At 69.2% G+C, this 20,986-nt stretch carries 2 protein-coding genes; both read right to left on the reverse strand.

Features of this window, described 5'->3' with window-relative positions; translation table 11 throughout:
• Positions 1-15: 15 nt before the first annotated feature.
• Entirely contained in the window at positions 16-1,302 is a 1,287-nt protein-coding gene (locus ACVXZ4_RS17445; protein WP_461796047.1) for an adenylosuccinate synthase, read from the reverse strand.
• 72 nt (positions 1,303-1,374) lie between these two features.
• On the reverse strand, positions 1,375-20,934 hold the full coding sequence (locus ACVXZ4_RS17450) for an Ig-like domain-containing protein (RefSeq protein ID WP_461796048.1): 19,560 nt from the start codon (positions 20,932-20,934) through the stop codon (positions 1,375-1,377).
• Positions 20,935-20,986: the final 52 nt, after the last annotated feature.

Genomic DNA, 20,986 nt, shown 5'->3' on the forward strand with positions numbered 1-20,986 from the left:
GCTTATTGCTTCCGATCAGCCGAGCAGGTCGTGGCGCACCACGATCGCCTCCCGGTCGGGGCCGACACCGATGGCTGAAATTCGTGCACCACTCATCTTCTCCAGAGCGAGCACATAGTCGCGCGCATTCTTCGGCAGGTCGTCGAACGTGCGCGCGCCAGTGATGTCTTCGCTCCAGCCGGGCAGCTCTTCATAGATCGGCACGGCGTGGTGGAAGTCCGACTGGGAGACGGGCACCTCGTCGATCCTCACGCCGTCCACGTCGTAGGCCACGCAGACCGGGATGCGGTCCAGCCCGGTGAGCACATCGAGTTTGGTGAGCACGAAGTCGGTGACCCCGTTGATGCGCGCGGCGAAGCGGGCGACCGGAGCGTCGTACCATCCGCAGCGGCGCGGGCGGCCCGTGGTGGTGCCCCATTCGAATCCGTGCGAGCGCAGGAACTCTCCGGATTCGTCGTGCAGCTCGGTGGGGAACGGTCCCGACCCGACACGCGTCGTGTACGCCTTGACCACCGCGATGACCCGCTCCATGCGGTTCGGGGCGACTCCGGAGCCCGTCGCGGCGCCACCGCTCGTGGCGTTCGATGAGGTGACGAACGGATACGTGCCGTGGTCGACATCGAGCATCGTGGCCTGGCCACCCTCGAACAGCACGGTCTTCCCGGCATCGAGTGCCTGGTTGAGAACCAGTCCCGTGTCGGCCACCATCGGGCGCAGTCGCTCCGCGTACGAGAGCAGGTCGGCCACGACCTCATCCGCCCCGATCGCGCGACGGTTGTAGATCTTCACGAGCAGGTGATTCTTCTGCTCGAGGGCGCCCTCCACCTTCTGGCGAAGAATGTTCTCGTCGAACAGGTCCTGGATGCGGATGCCCACCCGGTTGATCTTGTCGGCATAGGCCGGTCCGATGCCGCGGCCCGTGGTGCCGATCATGCGCTTTCCGAGAAAACGCTCGGTCACCTTGTCGAGGGTGCGGTGATACTGCGTGATGACGTGCGCGTTCGCGGAGACAAGGAGACGCGAGACATCCACTCCCCGTGCCGTGAGCGCCTCGAGCTCGTGGAACAGCACCTCGATGTCGACGACGACGCCGTTCGCGATCACCGGAACGACGCCCGGGCTCAGGATGCCGGAGGGCAGCAGGTGCAGCGCGTACTTCTCGTCGCCGACCACGACGGTGTGGCCGGCATTGTTGCCGCCGTTGAATTTGACGACGTAGTCGACACGGGGGCCGAGCAGGTCGGTGGCCTTGCCCTTGCCCTCATCGCCCCACTGGGCGCCGATCAAGACAATCGCGGGCATGGCGGATCCTTACGTCAAACGGGGATGAGACCCAAGTCTACCAATCCACGGTGTTTCGCGGCTCCGTGCCTCTCACGGCTCGGTGCGGTTGCGTCGGGCCACGATCACGATCATCGCGCCGAGCATGAGCAACAGGACGCCGATCCCGATCATCGACCACGGGTCCGCGCCGGTGAAGGCGAGGCCGGTGTAGGCAAGGCCGGTCTTGGTGCTGCCGGACTTGGTGCTGCCGGTGAAAGCGAGGCCGATGGAGCCGAGCGCCGTCACGGTGACGGTGGCGGTGGTCGTCGCGGTGCTGCCCTCGGCATCGGTGACGGTGTAGCTCAAGGTCTCGAGCCCGAACCAGCCGGGGTCGGGGGTGTAGGTCGCCGTGCCGTCGGACGCCATGGCGATCGTGCCGTGCGCGGGCTTCGTAGCGGAGGTGACGGTGAGACCCGTGCCCACATCGTTGCCGAGCACCGGGAAGGTCACGGCCGTGCCGGCCGGGGTCTTCGCGGCATCCGGAGCCGCCGTCGGGCGGATCGTGATCGTGGCCAGGTTGGTGGTGGTGAGTCCGGCCCAGTCGGTGGTCGTGTACTCCATCGTCGCGATTCCGGACCAGCCCGTCGGCGGCGTGAATGCGACCGTTCCAGAGAGCTGAATTCGCGCAGAGCCTCTGCTCGGGAGGCCGATATTCGTGACTCGCAGGCTCGACCCGATGTCGTTGCCATCGAGGTCGATGACCATCGGCGCGTTAGCCCACCCGCTGGCGGAGTCGGGCACGGAGACCGGAGAGACGAACACGGAGACGAGCGCGGTGCGCAGCACCCCCGCTTCGTCTTCGGCGGTGTAACTGAACGAGTCGGTGCCGGAGAAGCCCGCTGAGGGAACATAGCGGATGCGACCGGCGACGATGCTCGTCGTGCCGTGGGCGGGGGTGCCGGAGTCAGTGATCTGGAAGCCGGTACCGGTGTCGTTGGCGAGCACGTCGATGTCGACGGCCTGGTCGGCCACCGTCGTGCCGACGTCGCCGGCCGAAGTGGGCGAGACCGCGATGCGCACGGTCGCGCTCGAGCTGCCGCCGTCGCCGGTGATGACGTAGGTGAACACATCGGCTCCGGAGAAGCCGGGATTCGGCTGGTAGCTGATGCCCCCGGTGACGATCGAGACGGTGCCGTGGGACGAAGCTGAGACGGTGCTGACCGCGAGCGCGTTTCCGAGGTCGTTGTCCAACACCGGGATGACGACCGTGGTGCCCGTGACCGTGTCGGCGACGTCTCCCACGGCGACCGGGTTCACCGCGATCGAGACCGTGGTGGTGGCGGTGTTGCCCGCGCCATCCGTCACCGTGTAGTCGAAGGCGGCCTGGCCGGAGAAGCCCGCCGCGGGAACGAAGTGAACGATGCCGGAGACGAGACTCACGGTGCCGCCCACCGGGTTGCCGACCGTCGTCACGGCGAGAGCGGTGCCGAGGTCATTGGCGAGGAGCGCGGCGGTGGCGGTGACGACCTCGATACCGGCGGTGGTCGAGCGGGTGTCGGGTGCGGCGCTCGGGAGCACGGTGACCGCGACGGTCGCGGTCACGTTCTGGCCCGAGGCGTCCGTCGCCGTGTAGGAGAAGGTGGCGTTGCCCGAGAAGCCGGAGGCCGGGGTGAAGGTGACGACACCGGCGACCAGCGAAACGGTGCCGTGGGTGGCGGAGGTGACCGCGGTGACGGTGAGGCCGCTGCCCAGGTCGTTGCCGGTGAGGGTCGCGGCGTTCACCGTCGCGGGAACGCCGGCGGTGACGGTGAGCGCGTCGCCGGTGGCGGCCGGCCGCACGGCGATGGTGACGGTCGCGGTGACGGAGTTGCCCGAGGCATCCGTCGCCGTGTAGTCGAAGTTCGCCGGACCGGAGAAGCCGGCGGTCGGTGTGAAGACCGCCCCACCTACTCCGAGGGTGACCGTGCCGGAGACGGCGCTGCCGACCGCGGTGACGGTGAGGGAGGATCCGGAGTCGTTGCCGACCAGGGTGGTGCCCGAGAGGGCGACCGGGGTGCCGGTCGTCGTCGAAGCCGAGTCGGGCGCGGCGACCGGGAGCACGGTGACGGTCACGGTGGCGCGGCTGGTGTTACCCGAGGAATCGGTGGCCGTGTAGTCGAAGGACGCGGGGCCGGAGTAGCCGGAGGTCGGGGTGAAGACCGGGTCGCCGGACGCGGTGCGCGTGACCGTGCCGTGGGTCGGACTGCCCACCGAGGTGACGGCGAGGGCGGAACCGCTGTCGTTGCCGACCAGGGTGGCCGCGGGGAGGGTGATTGACGTGCCGGCAGTCGTTGTTGCGGAGTCGGCGACGGCGAGGGGAAGCACGGTGATCGTCACGGTCGCCGTCGAACTGTGGCCCGCGGCATCCGTGACCGTGTATTCGAAGGAAGCCTGACCTGAGAAGCCGGCGGACGGGGTGAACACCGGGTTGCCGGCGCCGTCGCGGGCGATCGTGCCGTTGACCGGGGTGCCGACCCCGGTGAGGGTGAGGCCGGTGCCGAGGTCGTCGCCGAGCAGGTCGGTGGTCGGCACGCTGAGGGCAGCTCCGCCCCGGGTGCTCGCGGTGTCGGGAGTGGCCACCGGCAGCACGGTGATGGTGACGGTGGATGCCACGGAGCTACCGTTGCCGTCGGTGGCGGTGTAGCCGAAGGAGGCCATTCCGGAGAACCCGGCAGCCGGAGTGAAGCGCGGGGTGCCCCCGTTCAGAGTGACCGTGCCGCCGACCGCACCGGCCACCGCGGTAACGGTGAGGAGGGTTCCGGAGTCATTTGTGGTGAGGCCCGCGATCGTGATCGGGGTGCCGGCGTTCGTGGAGGCAAGGTCGGGCGTCGCGGTCGGGAGCACGGCGACGGTGACGGTCGCGGTGACCTGCTGGCCGGCGGCATCCGTTGCGGTGTAGTCGAAGGTCGCCGTTCCGGAGAAGCCCACGGCCGGAGCGAACTGGGCCGAGAGGGGGCCCGCCAGCAGTGTGACGGTTCCGTGGGTCGGGTTGCCGACGTTGCTGAGCTGGAGCGCGGATCCGGTGTCGTTGCCGAGCAGGGCGGCCGCGTCGACCGTCACCGGAGTGCCGGCGTCGGTGGACACGGAGTCGGCCGTGGCGGTGGGCGTGACCGTGACGTGGACGATCGCGGTGGTCACATTTCCGGCGCCGTCGGTGACCGTGTAGGCGAAGGATGCCGCCCCGGAGAAGCCGGCTGCCGGGGTGAAGCGCGGGTTGCCCGAGTTGAGAGTGACCGTGCCGTTGACCGGGCTGGAGACGCCGGTGACGGTGAGGCCGGCGCCGGAGTCGTTGGCGAGTATGGTGGCGGCCGGGAAGGTGACCGGGGTCGAAGCGGGCGTGCTGCCGTTGTCATCGACGGCGCCCGGGGAGACCGTGACGGTGACCATGGAGGTGGTCGAGGCGCCGGAGGCATCCGTCGCGGTGTACTGGAACGAGGCGACACCGGAGAAGCCGGCGGCCGGGGTGAAGCGCGGGTTGCCGGAGTTGCGAGTGACCGTGCCGTTGACCGGGCTGGAGACGCCGGTGACGGTGAGGAGTGTTCCGGCGTCGTTGGCGACGAGAATGGCGCCGGGGATCACGAGCGGAACGTCGACGCCGGTGGCCGAGGAGTCGCCGAGCGAGGTCGGGGTCACGGTGATGGCGACGGTGGAGGTGGCGGTGCGTCCGGAGCTGTCGGCTGCGGTGTACGAGAAGGTGGCCGGGCCGGAGTAGTTGTTAGTCGGCGTGAACGCCGCGCTGCCGCCCGCCAGGCTGACGGTGCCGTGGGTCGCGCCGGAGACCGCGGTGACGGTGAGGGCGGATCCCGAGTCATTGGCGGTGAGGGTGGCTGTCGGGATGGCCACCGTGGTATTCGCCGTGGTGCTCGCGCTGTCGGAGGCGGCGGTGGGGGTGACCGTGACCGTGACCGTCGCGGTGGTGGTGGCGCCGCTTCCGTCGGTGGCCGTGTAGCCGAAGCTCGCGGTGCCGGAGAAGCCGGCTGCCGGAGAAAAGACCGGGCTCCCGCCCCCGAGCGCGACGGTGCCGTTCACCGGGCTGCCGACGGCGGTGACGGCGAGGCCGCTCCCTGCGTCATTGCCGGCGAGGTTCGACAGGGTGATCGGGGTGTTCGCGCTCGTAGTGGCGGCGTCCGCCGCCGCGGTCGGGGTAACCGTGACGGTGACGCTCGCGCTGGTCGTCGTGCCACTGGCGTCGGTGGCGGTGTAGCCGAAGGACGCCGGGCCCGAGAAGTTGTTGGCCGGGGTGAAGACCGGGTTGCCGTCGTTGAACGCGACCGTGCCGTGGATGGCGTTGCCGACCGCGGTGATGGCGAGGGCGGATCCGGCATCGTTGCCCAGGAGAGTTGCTCCGGACACGGTCACTGCGGTGTTGGCGCTCGTGGCGGCGGTGTCGGCCGCGGCGACCGGGCGCACGGTGATGGCGACGGTGCTGGAGGTGACTGCGCCGGCGGCATCGGTGGCCGAGTAGCGGAATGATGCCGGTCCCGAGAAGTTGTTCGCCGGGGTGAAGACCGGGGCGCCGGCGGTCAGCACGACGGTGCCGTTGACCGGGGTGCCGACGGTCGTGACGGTGAGACCGGAACCGGCGTCATTGGCCGTGAGTGCCGACAGCGTGACGGCGGTGTTGGCGTTCGTGCTGGCCACGTCGGGGGCGGCGATCGGGAGCACGGTGATCGTGACGATCGCCGAGGCGGTCGCGCCCGCGGCATCGGTCGCGGTGTAGCGGTAGGAGCCGGTGCCGGAGAAGCCGGTTGCCGGGGTGAACACGGGGCTGCCGCCGCCGAGCGTGACGGTGCCGTTGGTCGCGGATCCGACCGCCATGATGGTGAGGCCGGAGCCCGAGTCGTTGCCGACCAGCGCTGCGCTGGTGATGGCGGTGTTCGCATTCGTGGTCGCGCTGTCGTTCACGGCCACCGGTGTGACGGTGATCGCGACCGTCGCGGTGGCGGTGGAGCCGGACGAGTCGGTGGCGGTGTAGACGAAGCTCGCCGGGCCGGAGAAGCCGGTGGCCGGCGTGAAGGTGGCGGTGCCGGATGCGAGAGTGGCGGTGCCGTGGGCCGGGGCGGAGACCGCTGTGACGACAAGGCCGACCCCGAGATCGTTGGCGACAAGGTCGGTGGTCGGGATGGCGAGGGCGGTGTTCGCAGTCGTGCTTGCCGAGTCGTCGACGGCGACCGGTCGCACCGTGACCGTGACCGTGGCGCTGGAGGTCTTGCCCGCGGCATCCGTCACCGTGTACTGGTAGGTGGCCGGTCCGGAGTAGCCCGCGGTCGGGGTGAAGCGCGGGTTGCCGGCGGTGAAGGTGACGGTGCCGTTAGTGCCGTTCGCCACCGCGACCACCGTGATTCCGGTGCCGAGATCGTTGGCGGTGAGGTCCGCGGCGGGAGTGGTGACCGCGGTGTTCGCCGGCGTCGAGACGGCGTCGGCGACCGCGGTCGGGAGCACGGTGACCGTGACCGTCGCGGTGGAGGTTGCGCCCGCGGCATCCGTCAGCGCGTAGCCGAAGGAAGCCTGACCGGAATACCCGGTGGCCGGGGTGAAGACCGGGCTGCCCGCCACCAGGGCGATGCTGCCGTGCTTGGCGTTGGACACGGCGGTGACGGTGAGCCCGGTGCCGCGGTCGTTAGCGAGAAGGGCGGAGGCCGCGGACGTGACGGCCGTGTTGGCGGTGGTCGTAGTGGTGTCGGCGACGGCCTTCGGCAGCACGGTCACGGCGACGGTCGCGACCGTCGTGGTGCCGAGCGAGTCGGTGGCGGTGTAGCGGAAGGACGCCGGGCCGGAGAAGTTCGCGGTCGGCACGAACACGACGGCACCACTCGCGTCGAGCGAGACTGTGCCGTTCACCGGGGTGGAGACCGCGGTGACCGTGAGGCCGGTGCCGGAGTCGTTCGCGAGGAGGTCGGCGGCGGGGATGATGACGGTGACGTCGACCACGGTGGTGGCGCTGTCATTGCCGGCGCCCGGGGCAACCGTGACGGTGACGGTGGCCGAAGTGGTGGCCCCCGCAGCATCGGTCGCGGTGTACCCGAAGGTGGCGACGCCCGAGAAGCCGGCGACCGGGGTGAAGCGCGGGTTGCCCGCGTTCAGGGTGACAGAACCGTTGACCGCGGGGCCGACGCTGGTGACCGTGAGGCCGGTGCCGGCGTCATTGGCGACAAGGGCCGTCCCGGGGATCGTGACCGGGGTGTTCACGCCGGTCGACGCGGAGTCGCCGCTGGCGGTCGGCAGCACGGTGATAGTGACCGTGGCGCTGGTGGACTGGCCGGACGAGTCCTTGGCGGTGTACACGAAGGATGCCGCACCGGAGAACCCGACGGTCGGGGTGAAGATCGGGCTGCCGCCATTCAGGGCGACGGCACCGTTCACCGGAGAAGAGACCGCGGTGACCGTGAGGGCCGAACCGGCGTCGTTCGCGGTGAGGGTCGAGAGCCCGACGGCGGTGTTCGCGGTGGTGGTCTTCGCATCCGCGACCGCGACGGGGAGGACAGTGATGGTGACCGTGGCGGACGAGGTCTTGCCGTTGCCGTCGGTGGCGGTGTAGCCGTAGCTGGCCGTGCCGGAGAAGCCGGTCGCCGGGGTGAAGATCGGGCTGCCACCGTTCAGGGCGACGGTGCCGTTCACCGGGCCGGAGACGGCGGTGACCGTGAGGCCGGTGCCCGCATCGTTCACGGTGAGGTCGGAGCTGGTGATCGCGGTGTTCGCGTTCGTGGTGCGAGCATCGGCGGCCGCGATCGGCAGGACCGTGACGGTCACCGTGGCCGAAGTGGACTTGCCCGAGCCGTCGGTCGCCGTGTAGCCGTAGCCCGCGGTGCCGGAGAAGCCGGTGGCCGGGGTGAAGATCGGGCTGCCACCGTTGAGGGCGACGGTTCCGTTGGTGGCCGAACCGACGGCGGTGACGGTGAGGCCGGTGCCGGCGTCGTTCGCGGTGAGGGTCGAGTTGGTGATCGCCGTGTTCGCGTTCGTCGTGGCCGAGTCGCCGGCGGCGACCGGCAGAACCGTGACCGTGACCGTGGCGGCCGTGGTCTTGCCGCTGCCGTCGGTCGCGGTGTAGGCGTAGCTGGCCGTGCCGGAGAAGCCGGTCGCCGGGGTGAAGACCGGGCTGCCACCGTTCAGGGCGACGGTGCCGTTGGTGGCCGAACCGACGGCGGTGACGGTGAGGCCGGTGCCGGCGTCGTTCGCGGTGAGGGTCGAGTTGGTGATCGCCGTGTTCGCGTTCGTCGTGGCCGAGTCGCCGGCGGCGACCGGGAGCACCGTGACCGTGACGGTCGTGCTGCTGGAGGAACCGTTGCCATCGGTGATCGTGTAGCCGTAGGTGGCCTGGCCCGAGAAGTTCGCGGCCGCGGTGAAGACCGGGCTGCCGGAGACCAGGGAAACCGTGCCGTTCGTACCGTTCGCCACGGCGGTGATGCTGAGGCCGGTGCCGCGGTCGTTGGCGAGCAGGGCGGATGCCGCGGTACTGAGAGCGGTGTTCGCGGTGGCGGTCACGACATCCGGAAGCGCCTTCGGCACGACCGTGACCGTCACAGTGGCCGTCGTGGTGTGGCTGGCGGAATCGGTGGCCGAGTACTGGAAACTCGTGATCCCGGAGAAGTTCGGTGCAGGGACGAAGACGGGGTTGCCGCTCGCGTTCAGCGAAACGGTGCCATTGACCGGGGTGGAGACGCCGGTGATCGTGAGCCCGGAGCCGGAGTCGTTCGCCAGGAGGGTCGCGGCGGGGATGGTGAGGGTCAAGTCCACGACGGTGCTCGCGCTGTCGTTGACGGCGCCGGGGGTCACGGTGACGGTGACCGTCGCCGTGGTGGTCTTGCCGGCGGTGTCGGTGGCCGTGTAGCCGAACGAGGCGGTGCCGGAGAATCCGAGAGCCGGGGTGAAGATCGGGTTACCGCCGTTGAGGACGACGGTCCCGTTGACCGGGGTGCCGACCGCGGTGACGGTCAGGCCGGTGCCGGCATCGTTACCGACCAGGGTCATGCCGAGGATCGTGACCGGCACGTTCACCCCGGTCGCCGCACCATCCGCCGACGCGGTCGGGAGGACCGTGACCGTGACCGTCGCGGTGGTCGTCTTCCCGGACGTGTCGGTGGCCGTGTAACCGAACGATCCGGTGCCGGAGAAGTTGTTCGCCGGAGTGAACACCGGGCTGCCACCGTTCAGAGCGACAGTGCCATTCGTGGCCGAACCGACCGCCGTGACAGTGAGCGCCGACCCGGCATCGTTCGCCGGGAGGGTGGTGAAGGTCACCGGGGTGTTCGCGTTCGTGGTGCCGGCATCGCCGGACGCGACCGGAAGGACCGTGATCGTCACGGTCGCGGTGGCCGTCTTGCCCGCGGTGTCGGTGGCGGTGTAGCTGAAGGAACCGGTGCCGGAGAAGTTCGTGGTCGGGGTGAAGATCGGGGCCCCACCGTTGAGCACGACGGTGCCGTTCACCGAGGTGCTGACCGCCGTGACGGTCAAGCCGGAGCCGGCATCATTGCCCGTGAGGTTCGAAACAGTGACAGGGGTGTTCGCGTTCGTGCTGCGAACGTCCGCCGCCGCGACCGGAAGCACGGTGACCGTGACCGTGGCGGCCGTGGTCTTGCCGTTGCCATCGGTCGCCGAGTACGAGTAGGACCCGGTGCCGGAGAAGTTGCTCGCCGGGGTGAAGATCGGGCTGCCACCATTCAGGACGACTATGCCGTTCACCGGGGTAGCGACCGCGGTGACGGTGAGGCCACTGCCCGCGTCATTCGCGACCAGAGTCGACGAGGTGACCGGGGTGTTCGCGTTCGTCGTCGCCGAGTCGGCGGCGGCGGCCGGAAGCACCGTCACGATCACGGTGGCGGAGCTGGTCTTGCCGCTGCCGTCGGTGGCTGTGTAGCTGTAACCCGCGACGCCGGAGAAGTTGGTCGTCGGGGTGAAGATCGGGCTGCCACCGTTGAGGCTGACACTGCCATTCACCGCGCCGGAGACCGCGGTGACCGTGAGGCCGGTGCCCGCGTCATTCGCAACCAGGTCGGAGCTCGTGATCGCGGTGTTCGCGTTCGTCGTGCGAGCATCGGCGGCGACGACCGGGAGCACGGTGACCGTCACGGTCGTCGAGGAGGTCGCACCCGCAGCATCCGTCACCGTGTAGCCGTAGGTCGCCGCACCCGAGAAGTTCGCGGTCGGGGTGAAGAGCGGGTTGCCGGAGACGATCGCGACCGTTCCGTTGGTGCCGTTCGTCACCGACGTGATGCTGAGGCCGGTGCCCCGGTCGTTGGCGAGGAGAGCGGATGCCGCGGAGGTGACAGCGGTGTTCGCGTTCGTGGTCGCGTTGTCCGCGAAGGCCTTCGGCGCCACCGTCACCGCGACGGTCGCCGTCGAGAGGGTGCCGGCGGAGTCGGCCACCGTGTACTGGAAGCTCGCGGCGCCGGAGAAGTTCGGGGTCGGCACGAAGACCGGGTTGCCAGTCGCGTTGAGGGTGACGGTGCCGTTCACCGGGGTGGAGACGCCGGTGATGTGCAGGCCGGATCCGCTGTCGTTGGCCAGCAGGTCGGAGGCGAGGAGAGTGGTGGTGACGTCGACAGTGGTGGTCGCCGTGTCATTGCCGGCACCCGGGGTGACGGTGACCGTCACGGTGGCGGAGCTGGTGGCGCCGGCGGAGTCGGTCGCCGTGTAGACGAAGCTCGCGATGCCCGAGAATCCGAGGGCCGGGGTGAACCGGGGGCTGCCGCCGTTGAGCACGACGGTGCCGTTCACCGCGGAGGAGACGGCGGTGACGGCGAGGCTCGAGCCCGCATCGTTACCGAGCAGGGTGAGTGCCAGGATCGTGACCGGCACGTTCACACCCGTGGTCGCGGAGTCGGCGCCGGTGACGGGCAGCACGGTCACCGTGACCGTCGCGGAGGTGATCTTGCCAGCCGAATCGGTGGCCGTGTAACCGAAGGAGGCGGTGCCGGAGAAGTTGTTCGCCGGGCTGAAGATCGGGCTGCCCGCGTTCAGCGCGACGGTGCCGTTGACCGGAGCCGAAACGGCGGTGACGGTCAGGCCGGTGCCCGCATCGTTGCCCGTGAGGGTCGTGAAAGTGACCGGGGTGTTCGCGTTCGTCGTACCGGCATCCGCTGTAGCGATCGGAAGGACCGTGATCGTCACCGTCGCGGCGGTCGTCTTGCCAGAAGCATCGGTGGCGGTGTAGCCGAAGGATGCGGTACCGGAGAAATTCGCCGTCGGGGTGAAGATCGGGCTGCCACCGTTGAGGGAGACCGTGCCGTTCACCGGCGCGGAGACCGCGGTGACCGTAAGGCCGCTGCCTGCGTCGTTCGCCGTGAGAGTCGAGAGGGTGATGGCGGTGTTCGCGTTGGTCGTCTTCGCATCGGCGGCGGCGATCGGAAGCACCGTGATCGTGACGGTCGCCGAAGTCGCCTTACCCGAGCCGTCGGTGGCGGTGTACGAGTACGAACCGGTACCGGAGAAGTTCGTGGTCGGGGTGAAGATCGGGCTGCCACTGTTGAGCGCGGCGGCGCCGTTGACCGCGGAGCCGACCGCCGTGACCGTGAGGCCGGTACCGGCGTCGTTGGCGACCAGGTCGGAGGTGGTGATCGGGGTGTTCGCGTTCGTGGTGCGGGCGTCCCCGGCGGCGATCGGAAGCACGGTGATGGTGACGGTGGCCGAGGAAGCCTGGCCGGAGCCATCCGTCGCGGTGTACAGGTAGGTCGCGGTACCGGAGAAGTTCGCTGCCGGGCTGAAGATCGGGCTGCCTGAGTTCAGAGTGACCGAGCCGTTGACCGGGGCCGAAACCGCGGTGACGGCGAGGCCGGCTCCGAGATCGTTGGCGGTGAGGTCGGGGATGGTGATCGCAGTGTTCGCGTTCGTGGTGCGGGCATCCCCGACGGCGCCCGGACGCACGGTGACCGTGACGGTGGCCGAGCTCGTGCGGTTATTGCCGTCGGTGGCCGTGTATACGAAGGATGCCGTGCCGGAGAAGCCGGAGGTCGGAGTGAAGATCGGGCTGCCAGCGTTGAGGGTGACCGTGCCGTTGGTGGGGCTCGAGACCGCGGTCACGGTGAGGCCGGTGCCGGCATCGTTCGCCGTGAGGGTCGACAGCGTGACCGGGGTATTCGCGTTCGTCGACGCGGAGTCTGCGGCGGCGACGGGCAACACGGTGATCGTGACGGTGGCACTGGTGGACTTGCCCGCGGCGTCCGTCGCGGTGTACACGAAGCTCGCGATCCCGGAGAAGCCGGGGGTGGCGGTGAAGCTCGGGTTGCCTGCCGTGAGGGAGACCATTCCGTTGACCGGCGCCGAGACGCCGGAGACTGTGAGACCGGTGCCGGCGTCGTTCGCGGTGAGGTCCGATCCGGCGAGCGAGATCGTGGTGTTGGCGTTCATCGAGGTGGCATCGCCGGCGGAGACCGGGAGCACGGTGACGGTGACGGTGGAGGTCGCGGTCTGGCCCGCCGCATCCGTCGCCGTGTAGCCGAAGGAGGCGGCGCCCGAGAAGCCCGCGGCCGGGGTGAAGACCGCGTTGCCGCTCGTGAGCACGACGGTGCCGTTGACCGGGGTGCCGACCGCGGTCACGCTGAGGCCGGATCCGGAGTCGTTCGCGGTGAGGGTCGAGACGGTGACGGCCGTGTTCGCAGTGGTGGTGGCCGAATCCGGAGCGACGGTCGGCCGCACGATGACGGTCACCGTGGCGGAAGTGGTGCTGCCAGACGCATCGGTGGCCGTGTACGTGTAGGACGCCTGGCCCGAGAAGTTCGCGGCCGGGGTGAAGACCGCGTTGCCCGCGGTGAGGGCGACGGTGCCGCGGGTCGGCGACGATACCGCGGTGACGGTGAGGGAGGATCCGGCGTCATTGGCGACGAGAGCGGCGCCGGTGGTCGAGACGGCCGTGTTCGCGTTCGTGGCGACGGCATCCGCAGACGCGACCGGAAGAACCGTGATGCCGACGGCGGCGGAGCTGGTCTTGCCGGTGCCGTCGGTGATCGTGTAAGCGAAGCTTGCCGGGCCGGAGAAGCCGGGGGTCGGCGTGAAGATCGGGTTGCCACCGTTCAGGGTGACCGTTCCGTTGGTCGCTGCGCCGACCGCAGTGATGGTGAGGCCGGTGCCCGCGTCGTTCGCGGTGAGGGTCGAGAGGGTGACCGGGGTGTTGGCGGTGGTGGAGCGCGAGTCGCCGGCGGCGATCGGCAGAACCGTGATCGTGACGGTGGCGGTCGTCGTGGATCCGTTGGCGTCGGTCGCCGAGTACGGGAACGACCCGCTGCCGGAGAAGCCGGCGGTCGGCGTGAAGATGGGGTTGCCACCGTTGAGGGTAACCGTTCCGTTGGTCGCTGCGCCGACCGCGGTGACCGTGAGGCCCGTACCTGCGTCGTTGCCGGTGAGGGTCGAGAGTGTGATGGCCGTGTTCGCGTTCGTTGTCGCGGTGTCGGCGACCGCCGACGGCAGCACCGAGACGGTGACGCTGGATGTCGCGATCTGGCCGGACGCGTCGGTGACGGTGTAGGCGAACGATGCGGTGCCCGAGAAGCCGGTTGCCGGCGTGAAGACCGGGTTGCCACCAGCGTTCAGTGCGACGGTGCCGTTCACCGGGGCGCCCACCGCGGTGACGGAGAGGTTCGAACCGATGTCGTTCGTGGTGAGGGACGCCGCAGGAATGGTGACCGCGGTGTTCGCGGTCGTGGCCTTCGCATCCGCAGCGGCGGTCGGACGCACCGCGACGGTGACCGTCGACGAGACGATCGAGCCGCTGGTGTCGGTCGCGGAGTACGAGAACACCGCCGGTCCGGAGTAGCCCGTGGCCGGCGTGAAGATCGGGTTACCGGCGTTGAGGATGACGGTGCCGTTGCTCACGGAGCCGACCGCGGTGACCGTGAGGCCGGTGCCCGCGTCATTGGCGACGAGGGACGCTCCCGGGATTGTGACGGCGGTGTTCGCCGTCGTAGTCGCCGTGTCGGGAGACGCGGTGGGCGACACGGTGATGGTGACCGTGGCGCTGGCGGACTGCCCGGACGAGTCCCTGGCCGTGTAAGAGAAGGATGCCGTTCCGGAGAACCCGGCGGTCGGGGTGAAGATCGGGCTGCCCGAGTTCAGCACGACGGTGCCGTTGACCGGCGCGGAGACCGCGGTCACCGTCAGGCCAGATCCGGCGTCGTTCGTCGTGAGGGTCGACAGGGTGGTGGCGGTGTTCGCCGTGGTGGTCTTCGCGTCCGCGACGGCGACCGGGAGCACGGTGATCGTGACGGTGGCGGAGGTGGTCTTGCCGGCGCCGTCGGTGGCCGTGTAGGTGAACGATGCGGTGCCGGAGAAGCCGGCGGTCGGCGTGAAGACCGGGCTGCCGCCGTTGAGTGCGACGGTGCCGTTGACCGGGGTGGAGACTGCGGTGACGGTGAGGCCGGTGCCGGCGTCGTTCGCGGTGAGGGTAGAGAGGGTGATGGCGGTGTTCGCGTTCGTGGTGCGGGCATCGGCGGCCGCGACCGGCAGGACCGTGACAGTGACGGAGGCGGAGGTGGTCTTGCCGTTGCCGTCGGTGGCGGTGTAGCCGTAGCTCGCGGTGCCGGAGAAGTTCGCCGCCGGGGTGAAGACCGGGCTGCCAGCGTTGAGCACGACGGTGCCGTTCACCGGGGTGGAGACCGCGGTGACCGTGAGGCCGGTGCCCGCGTCATTCGCGGTGAGGGTCGAGCTCGTGACCGGGGTGTTCGCGTTCGTCGTCGCCGAGTCGGCGGCAGCAACCGGAAGCACGGCGACAGTGACGGTCGCCGAGGTGGTCTTGCCGCTGCCGTCGGTCGCCGTGTAGCCGTAGCTGGCGACTCCGGAGAAGTTGGTCGTCGGGGTGAAGATCGGGCTGCCCCCGTTGACGACGACAGTTCCGTTGACCGGTGCGGAGACCGCGGTGACCGTGAGGCCGGTGCCCGCGTCATTCGCAACCAGGTCGGAGCTCGTGATCGCGGTGTTCGCGTTGGTGGTGCGGGCATCCGCGGCAGCGACCGGAAGAACCGTCACCGTCACGGTCGTCGAGGAGGTCGCACCCGCGGCATCCGTCGCCGTGTAGCCATAGGTCGCCGCACCCGAGAAGTTCGCGGTCGGGGTGAAGACCGGGCTGCCGGAGACCAGGGAAACCGTTCCGTTCGTGCCGTTCGCCACTGCGGTGATGGTGAGGCCGGTGCCGCGGTCGTTGGCGAGCAGGGCGGAGGCCGCGGAGGTGACAGCGGTGTTCGCGTTCGTGGTCGCGACGTCGGCGACGGCCTTCGGCACCACCGTCACGGCGACGGTCGCGGTGCTGGTGCGGTTGGACGAGTCGGTCGCGGTGTATACGAAGGATGCCGCGCCAGAGAAGTTGGCGGTGGGGACGAAGACGGGGTTGCCGCTCGCGTTCAGCGAAACGGTGCCATTGACCGGGGTGGAGACGCCGGTGATCGTGAGCCCGGAGCCGGAGTCGTTCGCCAGGAGGGTCGCGGCCGGGATGGTGAGGGTCAAGTCCACGACGGTGCTCGCGCTGTCGTTGACCGCACCGGGGGTGACCGTGACGGTGACCGTCGCCGTGGTGGTCTTCCCGGCGGTGTCGGTGGCGGTGTAGCCGAACGAGGCGGTGCCGGAGAACCCGAGAGCCGGGGTGAAGATCGGGTTACCGCCATTGAAGGCGACACTGCCGTTCGTCGCAGCGCCGACCGCGGTGACGGTCAGGCCGGAGCCGGCATCGTTACTGACCAGGATCATGCCGAGGATCGTGACCGGCACGTTCACCCCGGTCGCCGCACCATCCGCCGACGCGGTCGGGAGGACCGTGACCGTGACCGTCGCGGTGGTCGTCTTCCCGGACGTGTCGGTGGCCGTGTAACCGAACGATCCGGTGCCGGAGAAGTTGTTCGCCGGAGTGAACACCGGGCTGCCACCGTTCAGAGCGACAGTGCCGTTCGTGGCCGAACCGACCGCCGTGACAGTGAGCGCCGACCCGGCATCGTTCGCCGGGAGGGTGGTGAAGGTGACCGGGGTGTTCGCGTTCGTGGTGCCGGCATCGCCGGACGCGACCGGAAGGACCGTGATCGTCACGGTCGCGGTGGCCGTCTTGCCCGCGGTGTCGGTGGCGGTGTAGCTGAAGGAACCGGTGCCGGAGAAGTTCGTGGTCGGGGTGAAGATCGGGGCCCCACCGTTGAGCACGACGGTGCCGTTCACCGGCGCGGAGACCGCGGTGACGGTCAAGCCGGAGCCGGCATCGTTCGCCGTGAGGTTCGAAACAGTGACAGGGGTGTTCGCGTTCGTGCTGCGAACGTCCGCCGCCGCGACCGGAAGCACGCTGACCGTGACCGTCGAGTTCGCCGACCGGCCGGCGGTGTCGGTGGCCGTGTACGCATACGAAGCGGTGCCAGAGAAGCCGGCCGTCGGGGTGAAGATCGGCGCACCCGAGTTCAGCACGACGGTGCCGTTCACCGGGGAAGAAACCGCCGTCACCGTAAGGCCGATACCCGCGTCATTCCCTGTGAGGGTGGCGCTGGTCACTGGGGTGTTCGCGGTGGTGGTGGCGGTGTCAGCAACCGTGGTCGGAAGCACGGTGACGGTCACTGTCGCGGAGCTGGTCTTTCCCGAAGCGTCCGTCGCGGTATAGCCATACGACGCTGTCCCCGAGAAGCCCGTCGTCGGGGTGAAGATCGGGCTGCCACCGTTCAGAGCGACAGTGCCGTTCACGCCAGAGGAGACCGCGGTGACCGTGAGGCCGGTGCCCGCATCGTTCCCGGTGAGGGTCGCGACTGTGACGGCGGTGTTCGCGTTGGTGGTGACCGCGTCGTTCGCCGCTACCGGCAGCACCGTGATGGTGACAGTTGCCGACGTCGTCTTGCCGGAGGCATCCGTGGCCGTGTACACGAACGACGCCGTGCCAGAGAAGTTGTTGGCCGGGGTGAAGATCGGGCTGCCACCGTTGACGACGACGGTGCCGTTCACCGCGCTGCCGACGGAGGTGACCGTGAGGCCGGTCCCGGCATCGTTCGCCGTGAGGTTCGAGAGCGTGAGGGCGGTGTTCGCGTTCGTGGTGCGGGCGTCCGCGGCCGCGATCGGCAGCACGGTGACCGTGACGGTCGCCGAGGTGGTCCTGCCCGCGGCATCCGTCGCCGTGTATGAATACGAACCGACGCCGGAGAAGCCGGTGGCGGGGGTGAAGATCGGGCTGCCCCCGTTCAGGATGACGGAACCGTTGACGGGGGTCGAGACCGCGGTGACCGTGAGGCCGGTGCCCGCATCGTTGGCGACGAGGGTCGACGAGGTGACCGCGGTGTTCGCGTTCGTCGTGATCGAGTCGGCGGCGGCGATCGGCAACACCGTGATGGTCACGATGGCAGCGGAGGTCTTGCCCGCCGAATCCGTGGCGTTGTACTGGTAGCTGGCCGTTCCCGAGAAACCGGTGGTCGGGGTGAAGGTGGGGTTGCCGCCGTTGAAGGCGATCGTGCCGTTGACCGCCGCGCTCACCGAGGTGATGGTGAGGCCGGATCCGCCGTCGTTCGCCACCAGGGTCGCGCCCGGGATGGTGATCGCGGTGTTCGCGTTCGTAGTGGCGCTGTCGTCGGTCGCCTTCGGCGTGACCGAGATGGTGAGGATGCTCGAGGAGCTGCCGCCCGCCGCGGTGAGGGTGTAGCTCACCGAGTCGGGGCCGGAGTAGCCGGCGGTCGGGGTATATGTGTACGCACCGGTCGAGGAGTTGAGCACGAACGATCCGTGGCTGGCTCCGGATGTCACGGCCGCAGACTTGCCCGTGCCGAGGTCGTTCGTGAGCAGGTTGCCCGTCGCCGCCGTGTTGACCGGGGTGCTGAGAGTGTCGGCGACGGCCACTGGGGAGACCGTAATCGTGACGGTGGCGACGGCGGATCCGCCGTCGCCGGTGAGCGTGTAGGTGAAGGAGTCGGTGCCGGAGAAGCCGGCGTTCGGGGTGTAGCTGCCCGTGCCATCCGCCGCAAGAACGAGGGTGCCGTTGGCCGGGTTGGTGAGCTTCGCTGCGGTCTTGTTGGTGCCCTTGTCGTTGGCTAGTACGGCGAGCGCCGCGGCGGTGCCGGCGGGCGTCGTGTACGCGTCGTCGACGGCGAGCGGTGTGACGGTGATGTTCACCGTCGCGGTCGAGGTGCCGCCGTCGGCGGTGAGCGTGTAGGTGAAGGAGTCGGTGCCGGTGAAGTTGGTGTTGGGAGTGTAGGTGTAGGCACCGGAGGCGGCGAGGGTCAGCGTGCCGTGGGCGACCGTGGTGCCGAGGGCCACGGACTTGTTCGAGCCGTTGTCGTTCGTCGCGATGTTGCCGGAGACGGCGACGTTGACGCCGGTCGTCACCGTGTCGTTGACCGCGGTGGGTGCGACCGCGATCGACACTGTCGCCGTGGCGGTGCCGCCATCGGCGGTGAGGGTGTAGGTGAAAACATCCGCGCCCGAGAAAGTGCCGGTGGGCGTGTAGGTATAGGCGCCGGTGGTGGGGTTGAGCGTGACGGTGCCGTGGGTGGGGGCGGTGGTGACCGCGACAGAGCGGTTCGTGCCGTGGTCGTTGGTGAGCACGTTGCCCGAGACGGCGACCGTGGAAGTGGTGCTGGCCGAGTCGTTCGCGGCCGTCGGGGTGACCACGATGGTGACCGTGGCCGTGGCGGATCCGCCGGTGCCACTGAGCGTGTAGGTGAAGGAGTCGGTGCCGGTGAACTCGGCGGCCGGCACGTAGGTTCCGGTGCCGTTGCTCGCGATCGTCACGGAGCCGTGGGCCGGATCCGTCAGCTTCGTGGCCGTGATGCTCGTGCCCTTGTCGTTGGCGAGCACACTGACCGGCACGCTCACGTTGACAGGCGTGGTGTACGAGTCGTTCACCGCGAGGGGCGTGACGGTGATGTTCACCGTGGCCGTCGAGGTGCCGCCGTTCGCGGTCTGCGTGTAGGTGAACGAGTCTGTGCCGGAGTATCCGGTGGTCGGCGTGTAAGTGACGGTGCCGTTGGCCGCGAAGCTGAGGGCGCCGTGGGTCGGTGCTGTACCGACGGCAGCGGTCTCGTTGGTACCGGGGTCGTTCGCCAGCACGTTGATCGTCGCGGGGGTGTTGGTGGAGGTCGCGATCGTGTCGTTGTAGGCCTTCGGGGTGACGACGACAGCGACGGTGGCCGTCTTGACCTGACCGTACTGGTCGGTGACCGTGTAGCTGAAGCTGTCGCTGCCCGAGAAGCCGGCAGCGGGAGTGTAGGTGACGGTGTTGCCGACGCCGCTGCCGGTGATGACGGCGGTTCCGTTCGCCGGAGCGGTCACGGCGCTGACCGTCTTGTTGGTACCGACGTCGTTCGCGAGCACGTTGATGGTGACAGCGGTCGCCTGGGTGGTCGCTGCTGCGGGATAGCCGGTCGAACCGGAGTCGTTCGCGGCGGTCAGCGGGGTCGGCGCGACGTTGGTGGTGACGGATGAGGTGTCGTTGGACGACACGGTATCGAGCTCGTAGCCGGTGACCGTGGCCGTATTGGTGAGTACGGCGGCGGCGTTCGGGGCCGTGCCGGTGACCGTGATGACCGCGTTGCCCCCATTGGCCAGGGCCCCGCCGCTACAGGTGATGACCCCGCCGGTGGCTGCCGTGCAGGTGGCCGCGGCACTGGTTGCCGTCGCGCCGACGATACCGGCGGGCAGGGTGTCTTTGACCGAGAAGCCCGACGAGGGGCCGGGTCCGTAGTTGTGCACGGTGATGGTCCAGCTGACGGCGGCGTTTACGAGCACCGCAGCGGGACCGGTCTTGACGACACCGAGGTTGGCGGGCTGGGCCTCGCAGTTCGTCGCGTCGCTTCGGCTGTTCGTGGGGGCCGACACGGTGTTCACCTGGGTGAAGGATGCCGCGGTGAGAGTGCCGGTCGGGTTTGAGATCGCGACCTGGAAGAATGCCGCCGCGGTCCCGTCCGCGGTCTTGATGAAGCCGAGGTTGCCGTTGTTGAGGGTGAGCGCCGACCCGTAAGAGGCCGCCGGGATCGCGGTGGACGTGACCGCGGTCACCGTGAGCGCGGTTCCGCTTGTCGGGAGGCCGATGCGGTAGAAGATCGATCCGCCGTAGGAGTGCGCCCACAGGAAGCCGTCCTTGAACGCGAGGTCGGCGTAGCTGATGGTGGTGCCCGCGGGGAAGGTGAGAGTCGTGAGCACCGGCGGAGTGGCGGCGGAGGCAGTGGCGAGACCGGACACCTTGTAGATCTTGAGCGCGTTGGCTCCGCCCGCGTTTCCGGATGCCACGTAGTAGTTGCCTGCGGTATCGAAGGTGCCGCTGTCCCAGAGGGTGCTGTAGCCGGAGGGCAGCGTCGCCGGCTGCGTGATCGGGATGATCGCCCCGGCGCTGTCGATGCGCACTATCGCCGCGGAGGTCGATCCGGAGGCGACGGTGCCGTAGAGGAAGTTGTCGATCGGGTTGAACCCCATCGCGTTGTAGACGTTTGCCCCGGTCTGGTTCGGGCCGAAGGCGGTGAACTGGGCGAGACCGGCGTTGTCGAAGGTGCCCTTGTAGAGCTGGGTCTGATTGCCGTCGCTTGTCAGCGAGAAGAAGGTCGGGGTGAGGCAGGCGAAGGGCTGGCCGGCGCCGTCGGCGACGGCGGCCTGCGGGGCAGCGACGACCTCGGAGACGATCGTGATCCCGAAGACGGCGACGCTCAGCGCAAGGGTCGCCGCAAGGATGCGAGTGAGGAGCGCAGAGCTTCGGGTCGCGATAGTCACGGGACTATGCCTTTCGGGTACCCCGACGCGGGTAAGGCGTCGAGCAGAATCC

The sequence above is a fragment of the Lacisediminihabitans sp. FW035 genome (assembly GCF_054880895.1).